This window comes from Ruegeria sp. ABV4_181 (assembly GCF_056158465.1).
The window spans coordinates 210192-229718 of record NZ_JBSWTI010000002.1 but is presented as its reverse complement, the minus strand read 5'-3'; the positions used below and the strand labels follow the sequence as shown (position 1 = coordinate 229718).

The window sequence follows — 19527 nt, the reverse complement described above, 5'->3', positions numbered from 1 at the left end:
CGATGTGGTCAAATTCTTACGTGAAACTCAGTCACCAACAAAGGAGTATCGCCATGAGCGTGAGCGCACATCTGACCGAACTGAAGAAAAAGCACGAATCTCTCGGTCTTGAAGTTGAAGAAGCCCAACGCTCGCCAGGCATCGATGATCTCCATATCGCTCAACTCAAAAAGCAAAAGCTCAAGCTGAAGGAAGAGATCGAGCGCCTGTCAAACTAACGGCTCATACTGGCCCGCGCGGCGATGGCCGCGCCGCCTGTGATCAACACGGCCGCGATCGCCAGACCCCAGGACGGGACGGCGATCCCGGCCACAACCAATGCCAGCGTCGACAACAAGGGTGCCGCATAGGACGCCGTGCCCAGAATCTGAATGTCGCCCTGTTTCACCCCGATATCCCAGACATAAAACGCCAGCCCCACCGGCCCCAGCCCCAGGGCGGCGACCGAGGTCCAGCCAAAGGCGCTGTTGGGCCAGACGGTATCTTCAACCGCCAGATGCAGCAGGGCCGAGGCCACAGCTGACGCAATACAGAAGACAGCGACTGAACTGGTTGGCGTGCCCCCCAATCGGCGCGACAAAACAGAATACCCTGACCACGTCAGCGCGCACAGCAGCGCCAGCGCATAGCCCGGAATGTGATCGGCCTGAAACCCGGCGCTGCCGCCGCCGCCGATAATCACGGCAGCACCTGCAAATCCCAGACACGCGCCGAACATGTGACCGATCCGCAGACGCTCGCCCGGTAGCAGCCCGGAAAACAGCACGATCAGCAGCGGCCACAGATAGGCGATCAGCCCGGCCTGCGCCGCCGGTGCCATGCGCAGGGCCGAGAAATACAGCGCGTGATAGCCAAACAAGCCAACGGTGCCAAACAAATAGGTGGTCCAGCGCACCGCGAGCAACTGGCGCAGACCGCCGCTCGCCCAGGTCCAGACCAGCCCCAGCGCGCCTCCGATCGAAAAGCAGATCGCGTTCAGCAACAGGGGCGGCGTCGGTGCCGAACCGACGGTAAACAGGGCAAGCAGGGACCACAACAGAACCGCGACGAAGCCGATCGCCGTTGCGCGGCGCCGTGTCATGGGGCAGGGACCTCTTCCACCGGGATGATCCTGAATTCGTCCGAGATATGCGCCGTCTTTTCGATCTCGGCCATGAACCAGTCGCGAAACGCCGCGATCGGGGGCCTGCTTTCGGCACCGGGCAGGCAGAGAAAGCGGAAGCGCCCTTTGGTTTCGATGGCGACCTTGAAAGGTGCAACCAGACGCCCTTCGGTCAGGTCCTTGATGATCATCGCGCGCCGGCCCAGCACCACCCCGACCCCCGCCACGGCAGCATCAATCGCGTGATCCGCGTTCGAGAAATGCGCGCCATGCGTGGGGGTGAAATCGACACCGACGGCGCGAAACCATGTCGGCCAGTCGCTGGGCGGCTGCAAAAACGCAATCGAGTCATCAAAAATCAGAGGCGCATGTCTCAGACTGTCGGGCGTCGGAAACTGTTCCGCCAGGTCCGGGGTCATCACGGGGGTCAGCCATTCCTTGCGAACGGGCAGGGAATATAGCCCGTCATCCGGCCCGTATCCGAACCGGATGGCGACATCCACATCATCCCGTTCCAGATCCATGTTCCGCAACGTGGCCGAAAATTTCAGGTCGATCTCGGGGTATGCCCGCGCAAACTCATAAAGGCGCGGAGCCAGCCACTTGGCCGTCAGCGCAGGCCCGGCAGTGACGGTCAGGCTGGTGTCGTTGCCCTGCCGCCGCGCGGCCTGCCACGCGGCCTGCAATGCCGCAAAGCCCTCGGCTGCCCCGGGAGCCAGGGCGCGGCCCGCTTCGGTCAGTTCCACCGCCCGGTTCAGGCGGTGAAACAGGGGGCGGCCCAGATGTTCCTCCAGCGACTTGATCTGAAAGGACAGCGCGGCCGGGGTCACGTGCAACTCCTCTGCCGCCCGCGCAAAGGACATATGGCGCGCGGCTGCGTCAAAGGCGCGCAAAGCGGTCAGGGGCGGGAGGTAGTCGCTCATTTATACACAAGAAATTCTTAACTGAGTCCCAAAGAATGCTCGTTTGTCGGCTTAAGAAATAAGACACATATTGGAGACAAGTCAAACAAAGCTGAACTGAAAGGATGACTGCCATGATCGAGATGACGACCAACCCCGCAGCCGCCCGCGCCTTTCAGCGGGCCCATGCCGAGCGCGGCAAAATCTTCAAGCATGCCCTGAACTGGTTATTCGGTTCCCGCTGAGCGCTGCGCGCGCGTTCTTACGGGATAAAGAAGGGCCGGCCCCGAAAGGACCGGCCCGATTATTTTGCAGAAGACCCGTATCAGGCGAAGAACTGTGCACCGTTGGCCGAAATTGTCGAGCCGTTGATAAACTGCGACTCATCAGAGGCCAGGAAAGCAACGCAACGGGCGATTTCTTCGGGCTCGCCGAGGCGGCCGGCCGGAATCTGGCCGATGATGGCCTCGCGGACCTTTTCCGGAACCGCCATGACCATCTCAGTCGCGATATAGCCGGGGCAGATGGCGTTGGCGGTGATACCGGCGCGCGCGCCTTCCTGTGCCAGCGATTTCACGATGCCCAGATCGCCCGCCTTGGTGGCGGCATAGTTCACCTGCGCGAACTGGCCCTTCTGACCGTTGATCGAGCTGATAACGATGACACGGCCAAATTTCCGTTCGCGCATGCCGGGCCAGACAGGGTGGACGGTGTTGAACACGCCGGTCAGGTTTGTGTCGATCACCTGATGCCACTGTTCCGGGGTCATCTTGTGAAACGGTGCGTCCCGCGTAATGCCGGCGTTGGCCACCACGATGTCGATGGGGCCGACCTCGGCCTCGACCTTTTCGATGCCCGCCTTGGACTCTTCGTAATCTCCCACGTTCCACTTATAGGTGGCGATGCCGGTTTCTTCGCTGAACTTGGCGGCGGCTTCGTCATTGCCTGCATAGGTGGCCGCAACATTGTACCCTTCGGCCTTGAGCGCCTTGGAAATTGCTGCGCCGATGCCGCGTGAACCGCCGGTAACGAGTGCTGTACGTGCCATTTAGGAATCCTCCAATTTTAGTCGTCTTGGTAATGCTGTTACTTTGCGAGGTGGTCTTGCGCAATATTGTTTCGTCATGAATCTTGATATTCCGGATGGCAATATCGTCGCATCTTAGGGTTCAGGCCCTTTGTAACAAAAAAGGGCGCCCAGCGGACGCCCTTTTCTATGCGGTTGTCAAAGCACTTAGTCGCGCTCCACACACAGGGCGACGCCCATGCCGCCGCCGATACACAGGGTCGCCAGACCCTTTTTGGCGTCGCGGCGCTTCATCTCGAACAGAAGCGTGTTCAGGACCCGGCAGCCGGATGCGCCGATCGGGTGGCCGATGGCAATCGCGCCGCCGTTGACGTTCACGATCGACGGGTCCCAGCCCATGTCCTTGTTCACGGCGCAGGCCTGCGCGGCGAAGGCTTCGTTGGCCTCCACCAGATCCAGGTCGTCAACCGACCAGCCCGCCTTTTCCAGCGCCTTGCGAGAGGCGTAGATCGGGCCGACGCCCATGATGGACGGGTCCAGACCGGCAGTGGCGTAGGAGGCGATGCGGGCCAGAGGCTCGATCCCGCGTTTTTCGGCGTTCTCGGCCGACATCAGCAGGGTTGCGGCAGCACCGTCATTCAGGCCCGAGGCATTGGCCGCGGTGACCGAACCGTCCTTGGCGAAGGCCGGGCGCAGTTTGGCCATTGCTTCCATGGTGGCACCGTGACGGATGTATTCGTCGCTATCCATCACGATATCTCCCTTGCGGGTCTTGATCGTGAACGGAATGACCTCATCAGCGAACTTGCCGGCTTTTTGCGCGGCTTCGGCCTTGTTCTGGCTGGCGACGGCGAATTCATCCTGCATGTCGCGGCTGATCTGCCATTTCTCGGCGACGTTTTCCGCGGTCTGACCCATGTGATAGCCGTTGAACGCATCCCACAGACCATCGCGGATCATCGTGTCGATATATTTCATGTCACCCATCTTGTGACCGGCGCGCAGCGCGGCGGCGTGGGGCGACAAGGTCATGTTCTCCTGCCCGCCTGCGGCGACGATATCAGCATCGCCCAGCTGGATGTGCTGCGCACCCAGAGCGACAGCGCGCAGGCCCGAGCCGCAGACCTGGTTGATGCCCCAGGCCGCGCTCTCCTGCGGCAGACCGGCGTTGATATGGGCCTGACGGGCCGGGTTCTGACCCTGAGCGGCCGTCAGGACCTGACCCATGATCGTTTCGCTCACCTCGCCTTTTTCGATCCCGGCGCGTTCGACAACCGCTTCCAGAACGGCGGTGCCCAGATCATGCGCGGGCGTATTTGCGAACGAGCCGCCAAAGCTGCCGACGCCGGTTCGTGCTGCGGATGCGATTACTACGTTGGTCATTTAGACAATCCTTTACCGTCAAGGTCCTGTGGGAACCGTGGCGGCGCGGAAGGTCAAAGCAGAACCCCCCAACCAGAGCGCCCCGTGATCCCCCGCTCCAACTGTTCATGGAATATCGCAACGCTGCACTTGCAGCAACGGTCAGCTTGTCTCAGGCGTGGCGCCGCCAAGCCGCGCGCGATTAGCTGCCTGTTTTCCTTTGTTTTTCCTCTTTCCACGGGGCCGAGACCGTGGGCGCGCCGAACAAAAAGCCCTGCAGGCAATCCACACCGCTGGCCACGAGGAACGCAGCATCCGCCTGTGTTTCCACCGATTCGGCGGTGACTAGAATTTCAAACTCGCGCGCGACGGCCACCAAGGCCCGCACCAAAGCCTGATTGTCGGGGTTTTCGCTGACCCCCCGGACGAACTGGCCGTCGATCTTGGCGGCGTCAAAAAGAAACTCGCGAAAATGGCGGAAGCTGAAATTGCTGGCACCAAAATCATCCAGCGCAAAGGCGATGCCGCGCGGTTGCAGGCGGTCCATGAAATCCATCACCAGTTCGGGCACCGTCATCGCCGAGCTTTCCGAGATTTCCAGAATCAGCCTTTCGCCGAGCCCGGCATCCTTTTTCAGAAACCGGTCCAGCACGCGGGACCACCGCGCATACCCGATCGACCGCGCGGACATGTTGATGGAGAGGCGAATATCTGGGTTTCTGACCAGCGTGCGCAACCCCATCTCAAGCGCGATGCAGTCCAGTTCGCGGCCGATGGGCGTGTTTTCCAGCTGCGGCATGAATTCCCGCGCGGGGATTACCCGCCCGGTTTCGTCCAGCACCCGGATGAAGCCTTCGTAAAAGGCGACGCCATGCGGCGGATGGGCCTGCATCACCGGCTGGAACGCCAGTTTGCATTGCTTGTGTTTGACCGCCTCGGTCGCCATTTGCACGGTGGATGTGTCGCGGGAAGCAACAGCCGCATTCAGCGGGTTTTCCGCGCCTTCAGGCACATCTGCCAGTTTTCTGTCCCGCATGTGATTGCCAAGCCCCTTACACCGCCGGTCAGGGACAGATTTCACGGCAAACTTATGAATCTGCGGTTAAGAAAAGCGGATCAGATCCGGTTCAGCGCACGGTTTCCCAGACGCGGCCCAACGCCGCCGCAGCGCCGACAACTGCACCCATGAAGCCCAGCGCCATCATGCCGAAACCCAATGCCACGACGCCGGGAGCGCCACCAGCCAGGGCGGTCAGCATCGCCAGCACCACACCCGCGAGTCCAAGAACGGTGGACAGAATTGTCAAACGGGTCATGTCGGCCTCCGGCTACTCGCACGTTACACACCCGCTGAATATGGAATGTGAAATCCGGCTTTCAAGGCGTGCCCGGTGGCGGATCGGCGAAATCAGGCCTGTTTTGCCTGCGGGTTAGGCGCTTCGGCTCCGAATTGCTCGAATCCGGGCGATCCGCGATCTTCGGGGTGGCGGGCCAGATGCTTGGCCTTGATCTCTTCGGAACTGTCCCGGCTGCCGTCATGGCTGTAGCCCGGCGGCGCAAAGCAATAAGCCAGACGCTGCCGCAGGCTCAGACCCGGTTGCGTTGCGTCGCGCCAGATGCCGACCCATTCGTGAAAGGCAACGCGCAGCGGGTTGAAGGTTCCAATGTTGTGGACCAGCCCGTAATCGACGCGGTCATGTTCCTGTTCGGGGACGAAGGTGCCGAACATCTTGTCCCAAATGATGAAGACACCGGCATAGTTGCAGTCCAGATAGCGCGCGTTTCGACCGTGATGAGCGCGGTGGTGGCTGGGCGTGTTCATCACCGCTTCGAACCAGCGGGGCATCTTGCCGATGGCTTCGGTATGAATCCAGAACTGGTAGATCAGGTTCAGACCACCGACGAACAGCACCATGGCCGGGTGGAAGCCCAGCAGGATCAGTGGCGCGCGCACAACCATCATGAAGGTGAAGGTGTAGGTCCAGGTCTGCCGCAATGCCGTGGTCAGGTTGTAGTGTTGTGAACTGTGGTGGTTCACATGGCTGGCCCAGACCCAGCGGATGCGATGGCCGAACCGGTGCACCCAGTAATACCGCAGATCGTCCAGCACAAAGCACAGGATGATCACCGGGATCGAGGTGCCGAGATTCAGCGGCGTGATCTGCCACAGCCACATGAAGAAGGCATAGGCGATGAACCCCAGCAAAAAGCCCGAGGCGATATTCCCGGCCCCCATCACCAGCGAGGTCACCGCATCGCGTGTCTCATACCGCCCGCCCTTGCCCTTGATGGCGATCCACAGAAACTCGGCAAGGATTGCAGCAATGAAAAAGGGAACCGCCCATTGCACGGCATCGGGAAAGCTAACTTGATCGGTCATGCGGGCTCCAGCAGGTGCCGCCAGTGGCGGCGTTCGAATTCGTCGAGGTGGACGATTACCCGCGGCGTACCGAAATCGTGGAACTGAATTTCAAAGCCCTGCGGATGTTCAAGCCAGTCGAAATCCAGCAGGTGCCGGGCCACCGTGTCCGCGCCAAACGACCATAACAGCCCGTTGCCGGTCTCCGTCCGGATCAGCGCAGAATGCCCGTCATGAGCGACGGTCACGTCGATGATGGTGTCGTCAGGCGCGTGGCGCAGCCATTCCGAGCGCGCCGATTCAGGTGTCAGGCTGCGCAAATCGGATTTTCCCGACAGGTGCAGCATCACCGTTATCCCGACGATGCCTCCGACCACCAGAATCAGCAGAATTTCAAGCGGCATTCCGTCCTCCCGCCCGGCACAGTGCAAAGCGGTCGGGACACTGTCAAAGGTTGCGTTGCGTCAGCCTGTTTCAAGCGGTTCCAGGATTTGGTGCTGCACCACGCGTTCGACAAATGGCACCAGCCCGTCGGGGCCGGACGCCCTGTCCTTGAGGTGGATGCAGATATCCGGTCTGCGCGCCGCAATGATACCGACCAGTTCGCCGCGCACCTTGTCATCCAGACCTGCGCCCATGATGGCGCAGACGATGCGGGGCTCGGCATCCAGTTGCCGCCGGACCTCGTCCGGATCATGCGCGCCCAGCCATTGAATCGGCATATGGTCCAGACGCCGCGCCACGTCGCCTATGACATTTGGCAGCTTTCCGATCAGCAGAACCACCGGTTTCATCGCAGTCTCCTCTCAATTGAACCCGGTTGAGGGCTTTTACTAAGGGTGAGACAAGTATAGCACGAGATTGACGAATATGGTTTTGAAGTAGCAAAACCAATGACCAGGAACGCATCCGTGAAGAATATTCTATTTGTTTGTGGCAAGGCACGGATGCGTAGCCCCACGGCCGCCGATATTGTGGCGGAATGGCCTGGCTATCGCACGGATTTTGCAGGTCTCAGCCAGGATGCCGATGAAAAAATCTCAACCGAGCACATCGAATGGGCCGATGCGATCATTGTAATGGACGGTCGTCAAAAGAAACGCTTATCCGACCAGTTTGGGGACTGTATCAGGGATACAAAGGTTATCGTTCTGGGTATCCCTGATCGACTTGAATACATGTCGCCGGAATTGATCGACGTTATGACGCCGAAGCTACGGCGAGTTTTAGTTGCCCCGAATTAGCCGGAACCACCCACCAGCGCCGAAACAATCGCCTTGGCGCTGTCCGAGTTCCACTCGGCATCCCCGATCAGGCGGGCGATTTCGTTTCCGGCAGGGTCCAGAATGACGGTGATCGGCAGGGCGATCACACCCATTTCACGGGCGACGGCAGAACTGGGATCCTGATGGCGGGGCAGGTTGTCGATGCCGTTTTCTTCGAAGAACTTCTTGATGCCGGCGGGCGTGTTGCGACCGGTGGCCAGGGTCAGGACTTCGAACTTGTCACCGCCGAACTCTTCCTGCAATTCGGCGATCTGGGGCATTTCCTTGCGGCACGGCGCACACCATGTGGCCCAGAAGTTCAGCAGCACGTATTTGCCCCTGTAATCTTCAATCGATCCGACGCCGCCATCGTCCTCAAGCTGAAATTCAACCGGTGTGACGGGCTTGGGTTCCTTGTGCAGGATCAGCCGCTTCAGCGTGCCGTCGCGCAATGGCTTCAGAGTTTCGACATCCGCAGCCAAAGCCGCGTTTGCACCCAGCGCAAGGGCCATATAAAGGGGGATCAGACGAAATAGGCGCATATCAACTCCGGGTTTTCTTACATGACCGATCAATCCTCGAACCAGATGTGGGGCGGCCGCTTTGCCGCCGGTCCAGACGCGATCATGGAGGCGATCAACGCCTCGATCGGGTTCGATCAGCGGATGGCAGCCCAGGACATCGCAGGCTCGCGCGCCCATGCCGCCATGCTGGCTGCCACAGGCGTTATAACTGATAGTGATGCGCAGGCCATTCGGGAAGGGCTGCTCACCGTTTTGTCAGAAATCCAGAACGGAGAATTTCAGTTCTCGATCGCGCTGGAAGACATCCACATGAATGTCGAGGCACGCCTGAAAGAGATCATCGGCGAGCCCGCGGGCCGTTTGCACACAGGCCGCAGTCGGAACGATCAGGTGGCAACCGATTTCAAACTCTGGGTGCGTGATCAACTGGACGCGGCGGAAACCGGCCTGCTGGCCCTGATCCGCGCGCTTTTGGCGCAGGCCGAAGCCGGGGCCGATTGGGTCATGCCGGGTTTTACCCATCTGCAAACCGCGCAGCCGGTGACATGGGGCCACCACATGATGGCCTATGTCGAGATGTTTGGCCGTGATCTGTCCCGTGTCCGCGATGCGCGCGCGCGGATGAATGAATCCCCCCTGGGGGCGGCGGCGCTGGCCGGAACGTCCTTTCCCATCGACCGGGCCATGACCGCCGAAGCGCTGGGCTTTGACCGCCCCGCCGCGAATTCGCTGGATGCCGTCAGCGACCGTGACTTTGCGCTTGAGTTTCTGTCCACCGCCTCGATCAGTGCCATGCACCTCAGCCGGTTTGCCGAAGAGCTGGTGATCTGGTCCTCGGCCCAGTTCCGCTTTGTGTCTCTGTCCGATCGGTTCTCGACCGGCTCTTCGATCATGCCGCAGAAGAAGAACCCCGATGCCGCCGAACTGATCCGCGCCAAGGTGGGCCGGATCTTCGGTGCCAATACCGGCCTGATGATGGTGATGAAGGGGCTGCCGCTGACCTATTCCAAGGACATGCAGGAAGACAAGGAACAGGTGTTTGACGCCGCCGATAACTGGATGCTGGCGCTGGCCGCGATGGAGGGCATGGTCAAAGACATGAGCGCAAACCGCGACAGCCTTGCTGCCGCTGCGGGCTCGGGCTTTTCGACCGCGACCGATCTGGCCGACTGGCTGGTGCGCGTTCCGGGTCTGCCGTTCCGCGACGCGCACCATGTTACCGGGTCGTTGGTTGCGATGGCCGAGAGCAAGGGCTGCGACCTGCCTGACCTGACGCTGGAGGACATGCAATCGGTGCATGCCGATATCACCGATGACGTCTATTCTGTGCTTACCGTCGAAAATTCTGTAAACTCGCGTCAGTCTTATGGCGGCACGGCCCCGGATCAGGTCCGGGCCCAGATCAAGCGGTGGAAGGCGCTGGTGTGATGCAGATACTTCGAGTGGTTCTTCTGATTGCGGCCGGATTTGCGCTGGCGGCCTGCGGTGCCGATGGTGAACCGATCCAGCCAACGATGAGCGCCAATGTCGGTGTCGGCAGCAGCGGCACCCATGTCGGCGGCGGGGTTGGCCTCCGCCGCGGTGGTCTGGGTGTTTACCTGGGGATATGAACCTGAAAACATTTGCAATTTGCCAGCGCTGTGCCCATGTGCAGCGTATACCCGGCCCTGCGCCGCAGCCTGAAAAGATATCACTATGAAAATTATCGGTCTTATCCTGTCCCTTGCCGTGCTTGCGGCCTGCGATCCGTCCTATAAGCCGCGGTCCGAACCGGCACCGGATACGGGCGGCTCGGGCATATCGATCTCGGGTTACGGCCGGGTGGGCGTGTCCACAAGCAATTGACGGATCATCGCGGCCCGTTGAGAATCCATTGATCCGCCGGGCGTTTTTGGTCTAAGCGCGCAGGCATGGATCACTTTCTCTACCGCGACGGCGCGCTTTACGCCGAGGATGTCCCGATCTCCGAAATCGCCGCGAGGGTCGGAACCCCGTTCTATGTCTATTCGACGGCGACTCTGTTGCGGCATTTCCAGCTGTTTGATGACGCGCTGGAAGGCACCGACCACCTTGTCTGCTATGCGATGAAGGCGGCCAGCAATCAGGCGATCCTGAAGACGCTGGCGCAGGCGGGCGCGGGAATGGATGTGGTCTCGGGCGGCGAATATCTGCGCGCCAAGGCCGCCGGCGTGCCCGGCGACAAGATCGTGTTTTCCGGCGTCGGCAAGACCGCGGACGAAATCCGCACCGCGCTGACCGGCGGTATCCGCCAGTTCAACGTGGAATCAGAGCCCGAGATGGAAGTGATCAACGCTATCGCGCTGGAACTGGGCATGATCGCACCGATCACCGTGCGGGTGAATCCGGACGTGGACGCCAAGACCCATGCCAAGATCGCCACCGGAAAATCCGAGAACAAATTCGGCATTCCGATCGCCCGCGCCTCCGAGGTTTATGCCCGCGCCGCCAGCCTGCCGGGGCTCGACGTAATCGGCATCGACGTGCATATCGGCTCGCAACTGACCGAGCTGGAGCCGTTTGAACTGGCCTATACCAAGGTCGCAGAATTGACTGAGCGTTTGCGGTCGGAAGGCCACAATATCCGGCGTCTCGATCTGGGCGGGGGCCTGGGCATTCCCTATACCCGCTCGAACGATGCGCCGCCGCTGCCGGTTGAATATGGCGCAATGGTCCGGAAAACGCTGGGACATCTGGGCTGTGAAATCGAGATTGAGCCGGGCCGTCTGATCGCGGGCAATGCGGGCCTGATGGTCAGCAAGGTGATCTATGTGAAATCCGGCGAGGGGCGCGACTTTCTGATCCTCGACGGCGCGATGAATGACCTGATCCGCCCCGCGATGTACGAGGCTTATCACGACATCATCGCCGTCAAAGAACCTGCACCGGGGGTGGCACGGCAGCCCTATGACATTGTCGGCCCGGTCTGCGAAACCGGCGACACCTTCGCCAAGCAGCGCAACATGCCGCCGCTTTCGCCGGGCGATCTGGTCGCGTTTCGCAGCGCCGGCGCCTATGGGGCCGTGATGTCCAGCGAATACAACACCCGCCCTCTGATCCCCGAAGTTCTGGTCCACGGGGATCAATTTGCAGTTATTCGTGAACGCCCAAGCTTTGACGAAATCATAAACCGCGATACCATACCCGTGTGGCTCTGACGCGATAACCGTGCGGGCCCGCTCAGGAGGCCCGCCTTGACCGCAAGACCGACCCTGCCGATCCCAAGACTGTCCCTGTGGCTGACGCATGCGGGGATGCTGGCTGAGCAGGTTTTGCGCGCGTTTTGGCCGTTTTTCTCGATTTCCATGGCGATTCTGGCCGCTTTGATGCTGGGCCTTCAGGATCTGGTCCGGGTTGAGATCGTCTGGGCTGTGGGCGCGGCCGCCCTGCTGGCATTGCTGGGGGCGCTGTTCCTGGGGGCACGGCGATTCCACCTGCCGTTGCGGGCCGAGGCGCTGATGCGGCTGGATGCCGCCCTGCCGGGACGGCCGATTCAGGCCCTTATGGACGATCAGGCCATCGGGGCGCTGGATGCTGATTCCGTTGCGTTGTGGCAGGCGCATCAGGATCGCATGGCCCGGCGCGTGGCAACGGCGGAACCGGTCAGGCCCAACCTGCGGCTGGCCGAACGTGATCCCTACGCCCTGCGCTATTCGGCCTTGCTGGCGCTGGTCGTCGCGGTTCTGTTCGGGTCTTTCTGGCGCATCGGTTCCGTGGCCGAGATGGCCCCCGGTGCCGCCGTGGCCGGGCAGGGCCCAAGTTGGGAAGGCTGGGTCGAGCCGCCCCGTTATACCGGCCTGCCGACGCTGTATCTGGCGGATCAGACCGATCCGGTGCTTGCCGTGCCGCAAGGCAGCCGCATCACGCTGCGGTTCTACGGCGAGGTTGGCGCGCACAGCCTTACCGAAACGACAACCCCGCTGGGGTCCGAGGGCGCGACCGCACCAGAACAGGACGTTGTTGTCGAACGGTCCGGTCAGCTCAGTATTGACGGGCCGTCCGGTCAAAGCTGGGCGCTGCAGGTCATTCAGGACACGGTGCCCCGCATCGCTGTCACGGGCGCGGCCGAATCCGAGGCCGGCGGGCATATGAAGCTGCCCTTTGCCGCCAGCGATGATTACGGGGTGGTGTCCGGGTCCGCCGTGATCGAACTGGACCTGTCGGCGGTTGATCGCCGCTATGGTCTGGTTGCCAAGCCCGAACAGCGCGAGGTTATCGAAATCGAACTGCCGATGCCGATCACCGGTGACCGTGCGGATTTCTCTGAGGACCTGATCGAGAACTTTTCGCAACATCCCTGGGCGCATCTTCCGGTCACCATAACCCTGATGGCGCGGGATGCGGCCGATCAGGAAGCACGGTCTGAACCCTATGCAACATCCTTGCCCGCCCGCCGATTCTTTGATCCTCTGGCCGCTGCCGTGATCGAACAGCGCCGCGATCTGTTGTGGACCCGCGAAAACGCACCGCGGGTGGCCCAGCTTTTGCGCGCGATATCGCACCTGCCCGAGGACTTCTTCCGCTCGGACACCAACTACCTGCGGCTGCGCGTGGCATTGCGCCGGTTGGAGACGTTCACCGACTATGGGCTGAAGCCGGAGCAGCAGGAAGAAATTGCACAGGCCCTCTGGGATCTGGCGGTCCGGATCGAAGACGGTACTCTGGCCGACGCGCTGGAGCGTATGCGCCGGGCACAGGAGCGTCTGACCGAGGCGATGCAGAACGGCGCCACGGATGAAGAGATCGCAGAGCTTATGCAAGAGCTGCGCGAAGCGACGCAGGACTACATGCGCCAGTTGCAGCGTCTGGCGCAGGAAAACGGCGAGTTCGACGAAAATCAGCAGGGTCAGAATGGTGAATCCCTGCAGATGACACAGGACGACCTGCAGCGGATGATGGACCGCATTCAGGAACTGATGGAACAGGGCCGCATGGCCGAGGCGCAGCAGGCGCTGGAGGAATTCCAGCAGATGATGGAGAACATGCGCGTCACCCAGGGCCAGGGTCAGGGTCAGCAATCCGAAGGCCAGCAGGCGATGGAAGGTTTGGCGGAAACCCTGCGGGAACAACAGGGCCTGAGCGATCAGGCGTTCCGGGATCTGCAGGAACAGTTCAACCCCGGTGCGCAATCCGGTGAAAGTCAGGGCAACGAGGGCCGCAGCGGCGGTCTGGGTCGCGGCCAGAGCCACGAAGGACAGGGCGGTCAGGGACAGGGTCAGGATCAGGCGGGTGACGGTCAGCAGGGTCAGGGATCGCTGGCCGATCGTCAGCAGGCCCTTCGCAACGAGTTGGGCCGTCAGCAACAGAATCTGCCGGGTGCAGGGACGCCCGAAGGCGAAGCCGCGCGTGACGCTCTGGGCCGCGCGGGCCGTGCGATGGATGATGCCGAAGACGCGCTGCGCGGCAACGATCTGGCCGAAGCCATCGACCGCCAGTCCGAAGCGATGGAAGCCCTGCGCGAAGGGATGCGGTCGCTGGGCGAGGCTTTGGCCCAGAACCAGCAGAACCAGCCGGGTCAGGGCACGCAGGATGGCAACATGGAGGCCAACAACCGCGATCCGCTGGGCCGGAGCCCGGGGGCGAACGGATCAATCTCGACCGATGACAACCTGTTGCAGGGTGAGGACGTCTATCGGCGCGCGCGCGAATTGCTGGATGAAATCCGCCGTCGTACCGGTGAATCGGAACGCCCCCAGATCGAACTGGAATATCTCAAGCGCCTGCTTGAGCGGTTCTAGGCCCGTTCCCGAAAAGTATCAGTTCTGCGCCGCGCCCGAGGTCTGCGCTTCGAGCCACACGCGCGCCTGATCCACGAAGGACACATAGGAATTCAGGATCGGATCGGCCTGCGGCACCGCCTCGCCGATTTGCCGGGCATTGCTGTAAAGCAACAGCAGGATGATGCCGACAATCACGATCAGGGCAAACCCGCGCAGAAAACCGCCGCCGGATTTGACGGGAACGGGTTGCTCGGCCGCGGCCTGTCCCGCCGCGTCATCGCCGCGCAAGGTCGAGTTGATCGCCTCCACATCCGGCAGGGCATCTTTCTGCCCCGCATCGGCCGACGTTTCGCTGGCCGTCAGTTCCTTGATGGCCTGTTCGGGATCGGGTTCGGGCGAGCTGTCCAGCGCCAGATCGGGCTGGGTTTCCAACCCGCCGCCTTCCTGGGCGCGCAGTTCCAGTTCTCTGGCCGCTTCTTCCTTAAGGATGCTGGCAACGGCCGGATCGACATTTCCGCTGGCCGCAGGCTCGGTCCCGGGCGTCTCGGGTTCAGGTTCTGACTCAGGTTCCGCCTCAGGATCGGGTTCGGGTGGTGGCGCGGGCTGGTCGGGTGCGTCTGTCTCGGCCTCTGCGGCGGGGGCTGGTTCGGGTTCCGCCGTGGTCTCCGGCGCAGGCGCAGGGTCCGGTTCGGCCGGAGCCGCCTGGACCTCGTCTTGCGGGGAATCTGTCGCCCCGGTCGCGGCCTCGTCCGGGTGTTTGGGCTGGAACCAGGTCTTCTCGCAATTCGAACACTGAACGTCCCGGCCTTCCTCGGGAATGACCTCGTCTGGAACCTCATATTGGGCACTGCAATTCGGACAAGTAAGACGCATGCTGCCTCCCGTTCGGGATGTCGACCCGATAATAGTTTTTTCAGGGATGATATTCCGTTAAGACCTGACAGCAAAGGGTGTTTTCGGTTTCGCGGCACAAATGTCACCAATTCGACCCGGTGCAGGCATTGAAACCATGACCGCGCTCGGGCAAGAAGAGCGGCAACAATAACGGGGGCCCCTGTGATCGAGCTGGAAAACGTCAGCTACACCTATGGCGGTGGCGCGTTGCTGAGCAACGTGTCGCTTCAGTTGCAACCGGGTTCATTCCACTTTCTGACCGGCCCGTCCGGTGCCGGCAAGACGACGCTGCTCAAGCTGTGTTACGGCGCGCTGTTGCCGACCGAAGGACGGCTGAGCGCGTTCGGGCAGGATGTTGCAGGGCTGGACCGGGATCAGATGGCGCTGCTGCGCCGGCGCATCGGTGTGGTGCATCAGGATTGCCGGTTTCTGGACCACATGACGCTGGCCGAAAACGTGTCCCTGCCGCTGATGGTGTCGGGCCGTGCCGAGCCCGCGCAGCGCGAAGACCTGACTGAACTGCTGAACTGGGTCGGCCTGGGCACGCGGCTGGATTCCCATCCACCTGAACTGTCGGGTGGGGAGCGCCAGCGCGCCGCCGTGGCGCGGGCCGTGATCCTGTCGCCGGACGTCGTTCTGGCCGATGAGCCGACGGGCAATGTGGACTGGGACATGTCCCAGCGCCTGCTGCGCCTGCTGCTGGAACTGAACCGGATGGGCAAAACCGTCCTGATCGCCACCCATGACCTGAGCCTGATCCGTGCCGCCAAAAGCCAGGTTCAGGCCCGCGTCCTGCGCATCTCACAGCGTCAGATCCAACTGGCGGGGGCGGATCTATGAGCGCCGGAACCATCCGCAACCTGCTGCAACGGGATACGCGCGCCGACCGGGTTGTTCCGCCGACAGGCTATACCGCGCACCTGACCCTGTTCGTATCTGGCGCGATGGCCTTTCTGGCCGTGTTCGCGCTCGCCTTGTCGCTGGCTTCGGGGCGGCTGGCGGATCGCTGGGCCACCGAACTGGCCGGGGCGGCCACACTGCGCATAAACGCCCCCGCCGAACAGCGTGCCGCCCAGACCGAGGCCGCCCTGACCGTGCTGAGCCAGACGCCCGGCGTCGCCTCGGCCCGCGCGCTGAGCGCCGAGGAACAGGCGGCGCTGCTGTCCCCCTGGTTCGGGTCAGACCTGCCGCTGGATACGCTGCCCGTTCCGCAACTGATCGAAATCGTCGAAGGTGAACCGGGGCTTGATGCTGCGGGGTTGCGCCTGCGGCTGGGGGCCGAGGTGCCGGGCGCAGTACTGGACGATCACACCCGCTGGCGCGAACCTCTGGTGGATGCGGCAAAATCGCTGCGGCGGTTGGGCTGGGTCTCGATCCTGCTGATCGGTGGCGCGACGGCGGCAATGATCACGCTGGCCGCGAATGCGTCACTGGCCGCCAACGCGCAGATTATCGAAGTCCTGCGCCTGGTCGGTGCCCGCGACCGTTTTATCGCCCGCGCCTTTGTGCGGCGGTTCACCTACCGGGCGTTCTTTGGCGCGGTTGTGGGGGTTCTGCTGGGGATGACCGGTGTGCTACTGCTGCCCGAAGCATCGGATGCGGGCGGATTTCTGACCGGCCTTGGTTTTCAGGGATTTGGCTGGCTGCTGCCGGCGCTGATACCCTTCCTGGGTGCGACGGTTGCGTTTCTGGCCACCTGGACGGCCGCCAGCCGTAAATTAAAGGAGCTTTCGTGATGGCTACTGCGTTTCAGTGGACCCGCTCATTGATCTTCATGATCGTGATCTACGCATGGATGCTGATCCTGGGTATCGTGTTCGCGCCTTACGCCCTGTTTACAAAACGCGGTGCGCTGCAAGCGTGCAAAACCTATGCCCGCAGCACTTTGTGGCTTGCTCACCGGATGGTCGGCATCCGCAGCGAAGTCCGCGGAGAGGTCCCGGTAGACGAGGTTGTCATCGGTGCCAAACACCAGTCTTTTCTGGATATCATCATCATCTTCAACGCCATACCCCACGGCAAGTTCATCATGAAACGCGAATTGCTGTGGACCCCGATCATCGGCCTTTATGCACGCCGGTTGGGCTGTATCCCGGTCAATCGCGGCAAGAAGGGCGCGGCGGTGGCCAAGATGGTCAAGGACGTGGCCAAGGAATTCACGGAACCCGGCCAACTGGTGATCTATCCGCAGGGCACACGGGTCGCTCCGGGCGTGCATAAACCTTACAAAGTCGGAACCGCTGTTCTGTATGAAGGCCTGGGCTTTCCTTGTGTGCCGGTCGCCACCAATGCCGGGGTGTTCTGGCCGCGCACGGGCGTTATGCGCAAGCCCGGTCTGGCAATCGTCGATTTCCTCGATCCGATCGAACCGGGCGTGGCGCGGGACGCGTTTCTGGGTCGGCTGGAGGATGTGATCGAAACGCGGTCCAATGCGCTGATGAGGGAAGTGGGGTTTGATCCGGATGGAGTTCATTGAAGACATCGCCACGCTCGAAGGGCTCTATGGCACGCCCGGTGCACCGTCGCTGCGCAAAGTGGCACGAAGGCTGACGCCGCTTTACCGCAAGTGGATCATGGCCTCGCGGTTCTGCATCCTCAGCACGGTTGGGTCAGAAGGTGTCGACGGCAGCCCGCGCGGCGATGACGGCCCGGTGGTGGCCGAGCTTGATCCGCAGACCCTGGCCATGCCGGACTGGCGTGGCAACAACCGTCTGGACAGCCTGCGCAACATCGTGCGCGACCCCCGTGTTTCGGTGATGTTCCTGGTGCCGGGGTCAAACAATGTCGTGCGCCTGAACGGAACGGCGCGGCTGACAACGGACGACGCCCTGCGGGACCGGTTTGAAAAGCATGGCAAACGCCCGGCGACTGTCATCGTCATCGAAATAACCGAGGTCTATACCCAATGCGCCCGCGCGCTGATGCGGGCCCGGACCTGGACCTGCGGGGATGAAAGCGCGGGCTTGCCCTCGGCAGGCGACATACTTGCCGAAATGACCGGGGGCGAAGAAGGCGGCGCGCGCTATGATGACGAATGGGGCGCGCGCGCGGCCAGAACAATGTGGTAGCTGCAGCGGTCAGACCGCCGCTGCGCCGATCTTTGACACCTGCGTGATCCAGCGCTCGACATGGCCGGCTTTCGGTGTGCTGGCCCCGGCGAAATAGGTGAAGCGGGTCGGCTTGAAGCCGACGAACCCCAGAATCTGGCCCCGGATCTGACGGATCAGTGCCTGCCGATAGAACAGCCGCATGAACCAGCCCGGCGTATCCGATGTCAGGATGACCCGCGCGGTACGCCCGGACAGCAACGGCGCGGGCAGGCCGGCCATCGTGGTGTTGCGGGTGTCGAAGGTGCGGCCGGGGATGAACATCCGGTCGATCAACCCTTTGAGCTTGGCGGGCAGGCCGCCCCACCACATGGGCGTCGTCAGGACCAGATGGTCGCTCCATTCGAAATCCTGCAGCACTTGTTCCAGAACGGGCTCCAGCGGTTTGAAGTCGTGATAATTGCCCTGGCCGAAATCATGATCGAACTGCAATTCGCTCAGGTGCACCATCCGGACCTCGTGCCCCTTCTTGCGGGCCGCGTCTCCATAAGTCTGGGCGAAGGTACGTGACAGGCTGCTTTCGGCAGGGTGTCCGTCGAGGATGAGAATCTTCTTGGGTTGTTGCATCGGGAATCTCCAAAATTGACCGTGGTCAGTTTATAGGGCAAAAAAATGACCACGGTCAATAAAAAATTTGACCGCGGTCAAAAACTGTGCAATTTAGAGCTATGGCCAAGACCATTCAAAAACGAACGCTGAAGACCCGGGCGCGCATGTTGGCCGCGTCCGAAGAGGTGATTGCCATAGGCGGGTATGAGGCGCTGAGGGTTGAAGAAGTCGTTCAGGCCGCCGGTGTCGCCAAAGGCACGTTCTTTGCGCATTTCCGTGACAAGGATGCGCTGATGGAGATTCTGATCGGTGAAAAGCTGAACGCGTGCCTGGATGTGGCCGAAGCGAACGGCCCGGCCAACACCGTGCCCCAGATGATCCGGGCGCTGGCGCCCGTTCACAAATTCATGACGTCAGAGCGTTATGTGTTCGACCTGATCATCCGGTATTCGGGCGCTGCGGCCATTGCTGAAATCGGACCGATAGCGCATTGCTTTGAAAGGTATTTCCGGGTGGTTGCGGCCTGGCTTGAAACCGCAGATATGCGCAAGGACATTGCGCCGGACCTGCTGGCCGAAGGGGTACAGGCATTTGCCATTCAGGCCATGTCCCTGAAATTCTGCGCGCTGCATGAAACGCAGTGTTTCTCGGACCGGCTCGAAATCTATTTGAACGCGTGGTTGACCCCTGAGGTGTGA

General features: G+C 61.7%; 24 protein-coding genes. 12 read left to right on the top strand and 12 right to left on the bottom strand.

The window, feature by feature from the left end:
• Positions 1–53 precede the first annotated feature (53 nt).
• Positions 54–218: a YdcH family protein gene (locus tag ACXAC3_RS01140; protein WP_475154672.1), complete on the top strand. Its 165-nt coding sequence runs from the start codon at positions 54–56 to the stop codon at positions 216–218.
• Here ACXAC3_RS01140 and yddG read toward each other — a convergent pair.
• The 9 genes from yddG to ACXAC3_RS01095 form a co-directional block, all read right to left on the bottom strand.
• Positions 215–1081 carry an aromatic amino acid exporter YddG gene (gene yddG, locus ACXAC3_RS01135; protein WP_475154665.1) on the bottom strand — a complete coding sequence of 289 codons (867 nt, stop codon included), beginning with the start codon at positions 1079–1081 and terminating at the stop codon, positions 215–217. The genes ACXAC3_RS01140 and yddG overlap by 4 nt on opposite strands.
• Positions 1078–2025, bottom strand: coding sequence for a transcriptional regulator GcvA (locus ACXAC3_RS01130; RefSeq protein WP_475154662.1), 948 nt, complete (start codon positions 2023–2025; stop codon positions 1078–1080). The genes yddG and ACXAC3_RS01130 overlap by 4 nt, the downstream gene beginning before the upstream one ends.
• A 304-nt stretch (positions 2026–2329) precedes the next feature.
• Positions 2330–3052, bottom strand: coding sequence for an acetoacetyl-CoA reductase (gene phbB / locus ACXAC3_RS01125; RefSeq protein WP_475154659.1), 723 nt, complete (start codon positions 3050–3052; stop codon positions 2330–2332).
• Positions 3053–3238: 186 nt separating this feature from the next.
• Complete coding sequence (locus tag ACXAC3_RS01120) at positions 3239–4414, bottom strand: acetyl-CoA C-acetyltransferase (protein WP_475154656.1); 1176 nt, start codon at positions 4412–4414, stop codon at positions 3239–3241.
• Between the two features lie 181 nt (positions 4415–4595).
• Positions 4596–5429 carry an EAL domain-containing protein gene (locus tag ACXAC3_RS01115; RefSeq protein ID WP_475154653.1) on the bottom strand — a complete coding sequence of 278 codons (834 nt, stop codon included), beginning with the start codon at positions 5427–5429 and terminating at the stop codon, positions 4596–4598.
• A gap of 91 nt (positions 5430–5520) precedes the next feature.
• The gene (locus ACXAC3_RS01110) at positions 5521–5709 is read right to left on the bottom strand and encodes a hypothetical protein (RefSeq protein WP_475154646.1); all 189 of its coding nucleotides are present in this window, start codon (positions 5707–5709) and stop codon (positions 5521–5523) included.
• Between the two features lie 92 nt (positions 5710–5801).
• Positions 5802–6773 (bottom strand): sterol desaturase family protein, encoded by a 972-nt coding sequence (locus ACXAC3_RS01105; RefSeq protein ID WP_475154641.1) that lies wholly within the window; start codon positions 6771–6773, stop codon positions 5802–5804.
• A complete protein-coding gene (locus ACXAC3_RS01100) occupies positions 6770–7156 on the bottom strand; it encodes a hypothetical protein (RefSeq protein ID WP_475154638.1) in 387 nt (128 codons plus the stop codon). Before ACXAC3_RS01100 ends, ACXAC3_RS01105 begins: the two co-directional genes overlap by 4 nt.
• 60 nt (positions 7157–7216) lie before the next feature.
• Positions 7217–7546: a hypothetical protein gene (locus ACXAC3_RS01095; RefSeq protein ID WP_475154635.1), complete on the bottom strand. Its 330-nt coding sequence runs from the start codon at positions 7544–7546 to the stop codon at positions 7217–7219.
• Between the two features lie 117 nt (positions 7547–7663).
• Here ACXAC3_RS01095 and ACXAC3_RS01090 point away from each other — a divergent pair, with 117 nt between their 5' ends.
• Positions 7664–7996, top strand: a complete 333-nt coding sequence (locus tag ACXAC3_RS01090; RefSeq protein ID WP_475154631.1) for a phosphotyrosine protein phosphatase — start codon at positions 7664–7666, stop codon at positions 7994–7996.
• Here the strand turns inward: ACXAC3_RS01090 and ACXAC3_RS01085 are convergent.
• Entirely contained in the window at positions 7993–8559 is a 567-nt protein-coding gene (locus ACXAC3_RS01085; protein WP_475154628.1) for a TlpA disulfide reductase family protein, read from the bottom strand. The two genes, ACXAC3_RS01090 and ACXAC3_RS01085, sit on opposite strands and share 4 nt — an antisense overlap.
• Positions 8560–8580: 21 nt before the next feature.
• On the opposite strand from ACXAC3_RS01085, the gene argH reads away from it, so the two are divergent.
• The 5 genes from argH (at position 8581) to ACXAC3_RS01060 (ending at position 14297) form a co-directional block, all read left to right on the top strand.
• The gene (gene argH, locus ACXAC3_RS01080) at positions 8581–9969 is read left to right on the top strand and encodes an argininosuccinate lyase (RefSeq protein ID WP_475154625.1); all 1389 of its coding nucleotides are present in this window, start codon (positions 8581–8583) and stop codon (positions 9967–9969) included.
• On the top strand, positions 9969–10151 hold the full coding sequence (locus ACXAC3_RS01075) for an argininosuccinate lyase (RefSeq protein ID WP_475154620.1): 183 nt from the start codon (positions 9969–9971) through the stop codon (positions 10149–10151). The genes argH and ACXAC3_RS01075 overlap by 1 nt, the downstream gene beginning before the upstream one ends.
• An 85-nt stretch (positions 10152–10236) precedes the next feature.
• Positions 10237–10386 carry a hypothetical protein gene (locus tag ACXAC3_RS01070; RefSeq protein WP_475154614.1) on the top strand — a complete coding sequence of 50 codons (150 nt, stop codon included), beginning with the start codon at positions 10237–10239 and terminating at the stop codon, positions 10384–10386.
• A gap of 65 nt (positions 10387–10451) precedes the next feature.
• Positions 10452–11717: a diaminopimelate decarboxylase gene (gene lysA / locus ACXAC3_RS01065; RefSeq protein ID WP_475154607.1), complete on the top strand. Its 1266-nt coding sequence runs from the start codon at positions 10452–10454 to the stop codon at positions 11715–11717.
• Between the two features lie 36 nt (positions 11718–11753).
• Positions 11754–14297, top strand: coding sequence for a TIGR02302 family protein (locus tag ACXAC3_RS01060; protein ID WP_475154601.1), 2544 nt, complete (start codon positions 11754–11756; stop codon positions 14295–14297).
• Between the two features lie 18 nt (positions 14298–14315).
• On the opposite strand, the gene ACXAC3_RS01055 is transcribed toward ACXAC3_RS01060, so the two are convergent.
• Positions 14316–15152, bottom strand: coding sequence for a zinc-ribbon domain-containing protein (locus tag ACXAC3_RS01055; protein WP_475154598.1), 837 nt, complete (start codon positions 15150–15152; stop codon positions 14316–14318).
• Positions 15153–15335: 183 nt separating this feature from the next.
• Between ACXAC3_RS01055 and ACXAC3_RS01050 the strand changes: the two genes are divergently transcribed.
• From ACXAC3_RS01050 to ACXAC3_RS01035, 4 genes are read left to right on the top strand one after another with little or no spacing between them, the layout of a single operon-like run.
• Positions 15336–16013 carry a cell division ATP-binding protein FtsE gene (locus ACXAC3_RS01050; protein WP_475154595.1) on the top strand — a complete coding sequence of 226 codons (678 nt, stop codon included), beginning with the start codon at positions 15336–15338 and terminating at the stop codon, positions 16011–16013.
• Entirely contained in the window at positions 16010–16909 is a 900-nt protein-coding gene (locus tag ACXAC3_RS01045; RefSeq protein WP_475154591.1) for a cell division protein FtsX, read from the top strand. The genes ACXAC3_RS01050 and ACXAC3_RS01045 overlap by 4 nt, the downstream gene beginning before the upstream one ends.
• A complete protein-coding gene (locus ACXAC3_RS01040; RefSeq protein WP_475154588.1) occupies positions 16909–17649 on the top strand; it encodes a lysophospholipid acyltransferase family protein in 741 nt (246 codons plus the stop codon). Before ACXAC3_RS01045 ends, ACXAC3_RS01040 begins: the two co-directional genes overlap by 1 nt.
• Complete coding sequence (locus tag ACXAC3_RS01035) at positions 17636–18241, top strand: pyridoxamine 5'-phosphate oxidase family protein (RefSeq protein ID WP_475154582.1); 606 nt, start codon at positions 17636–17638, stop codon at positions 18239–18241. The genes ACXAC3_RS01040 and ACXAC3_RS01035 overlap by 14 nt, the downstream gene beginning before the upstream one ends.
• A gap of 9 nt (positions 18242–18250) precedes the next feature.
• Here the strand turns inward: ACXAC3_RS01035 and ACXAC3_RS01030 are convergent, their stop codons facing one another.
• A complete protein-coding gene (locus ACXAC3_RS01030; RefSeq protein WP_475154577.1) occupies positions 18251–18847 on the bottom strand; it encodes an NAD(P)H-dependent oxidoreductase in 597 nt (198 codons plus the stop codon).
• A 101-nt stretch (positions 18848–18948) separates the two neighbouring features.
• Here ACXAC3_RS01030 and ACXAC3_RS01025 point away from each other — a divergent pair, with 101 nt between their 5' ends.
• Positions 18949–19527 carry a TetR/AcrR family transcriptional regulator gene (locus ACXAC3_RS01025; protein ID WP_475154573.1) on the top strand — a complete coding sequence of 193 codons (579 nt, stop codon included), beginning with the start codon at positions 18949–18951 and terminating at the stop codon, positions 19525–19527.

Excerpts from the sequence above, each read along its gene's own strand:
- argH (WP_475154625.1), top strand. The coding sequence starts at position 8,581 with ATGACCGATCAATCCTCGAACCAGATGTGGGGCGGCCGCTTTGCCGCC.
- ACXAC3_RS01025 (WP_475154573.1), top strand. The coding sequence starts at position 18,949 with ATGGCCAAGACCATTCAAAAACGAACGCTGAAGACCCGGGCGCGCATG.
- ACXAC3_RS01115 (WP_475154653.1), bottom strand. The coding sequence starts at position 5,429 with ATGCGGGACAGAAAACTGGCAGATGTGCCTGAAGGCGCGGAAAACCCG.
- ACXAC3_RS01140 (WP_475154672.1), top strand. The coding sequence starts at position 54 with ATGAGCGTGAGCGCACATCTGACCGAACTGAAGAAAAAGCACGAATCT.
- ACXAC3_RS01095 (WP_475154635.1), bottom strand. The coding sequence starts at position 7,546 with ATGAAACCGGTGGTTCTGCTGATCGGAAAGCTGCCAAATGTCATAGGC.
- ACXAC3_RS01085 (WP_475154628.1), bottom strand. The coding sequence starts at position 8,559 with ATGCGCCTATTTCGTCTGATCCCCCTTTATATGGCCCTTGCGCTGGGT.
- ACXAC3_RS01075 (WP_475154620.1), top strand. The coding sequence starts at position 9,969 with ATGCAGATACTTCGAGTGGTTCTTCTGATTGCGGCCGGATTTGCGCTG.
- ACXAC3_RS01100 (WP_475154638.1), bottom strand. The coding sequence starts at position 7,156 with ATGCCGCTTGAAATTCTGCTGATTCTGGTGGTCGGAGGCATCGTCGGG.
- ACXAC3_RS01030 (WP_475154577.1), bottom strand. The coding sequence starts at position 18,847 with ATGCAACAACCCAAGAAGATTCTCATCCTCGACGGACACCCTGCCGAA.
- yddG (WP_475154665.1), bottom strand. The coding sequence starts at position 1,081 with ATGACACGGCGCCGCGCAACGGCGATCGGCTTCGTCGCGGTTCTGTTG.
- ACXAC3_RS01110 (WP_475154646.1), bottom strand. The coding sequence starts at position 5,709 with ATGACCCGTTTGACAATTCTGTCCACCGTTCTTGGACTCGCGGGTGTG.
- ACXAC3_RS01070 (WP_475154614.1), top strand. The coding sequence starts at position 10,237 with ATGAAAATTATCGGTCTTATCCTGTCCCTTGCCGTGCTTGCGGCCTGC.
- ACXAC3_RS01035 (WP_475154582.1), top strand. The coding sequence starts at position 17,636 with ATGGAGTTCATTGAAGACATCGCCACGCTCGAAGGGCTCTATGGCACG.
- phbB (WP_475154659.1), bottom strand. The coding sequence starts at position 3,052 with ATGGCACGTACAGCACTCGTTACCGGCGGTTCACGCGGCATCGGCGCA.
- ACXAC3_RS01105 (WP_475154641.1), bottom strand. The coding sequence starts at position 6,773 with ATGACCGATCAAGTTAGCTTTCCCGATGCCGTGCAATGGGCGGTTCCC.
- ACXAC3_RS01055 (WP_475154598.1), bottom strand. The coding sequence starts at position 15,152 with ATGCGTCTTACTTGTCCGAATTGCAGTGCCCAATATGAGGTTCCAGAC.
- ACXAC3_RS01040 (WP_475154588.1), top strand. The coding sequence starts at position 16,909 with ATGGCTACTGCGTTTCAGTGGACCCGCTCATTGATCTTCATGATCGTG.
- ACXAC3_RS01045 (WP_475154591.1), top strand. The coding sequence starts at position 16,010 with ATGAGCGCCGGAACCATCCGCAACCTGCTGCAACGGGATACGCGCGCC.
- lysA (WP_475154607.1), top strand. The coding sequence starts at position 10,452 with ATGGATCACTTTCTCTACCGCGACGGCGCGCTTTACGCCGAGGATGTC.
- ACXAC3_RS01130 (WP_475154662.1), bottom strand. The coding sequence starts at position 2,025 with ATGAGCGACTACCTCCCGCCCCTGACCGCTTTGCGCGCCTTTGACGCA.
- ACXAC3_RS01120 (WP_475154656.1), bottom strand. The coding sequence starts at position 4,414 with ATGACCAACGTAGTAATCGCATCCGCAGCACGAACCGGCGTCGGCAGC.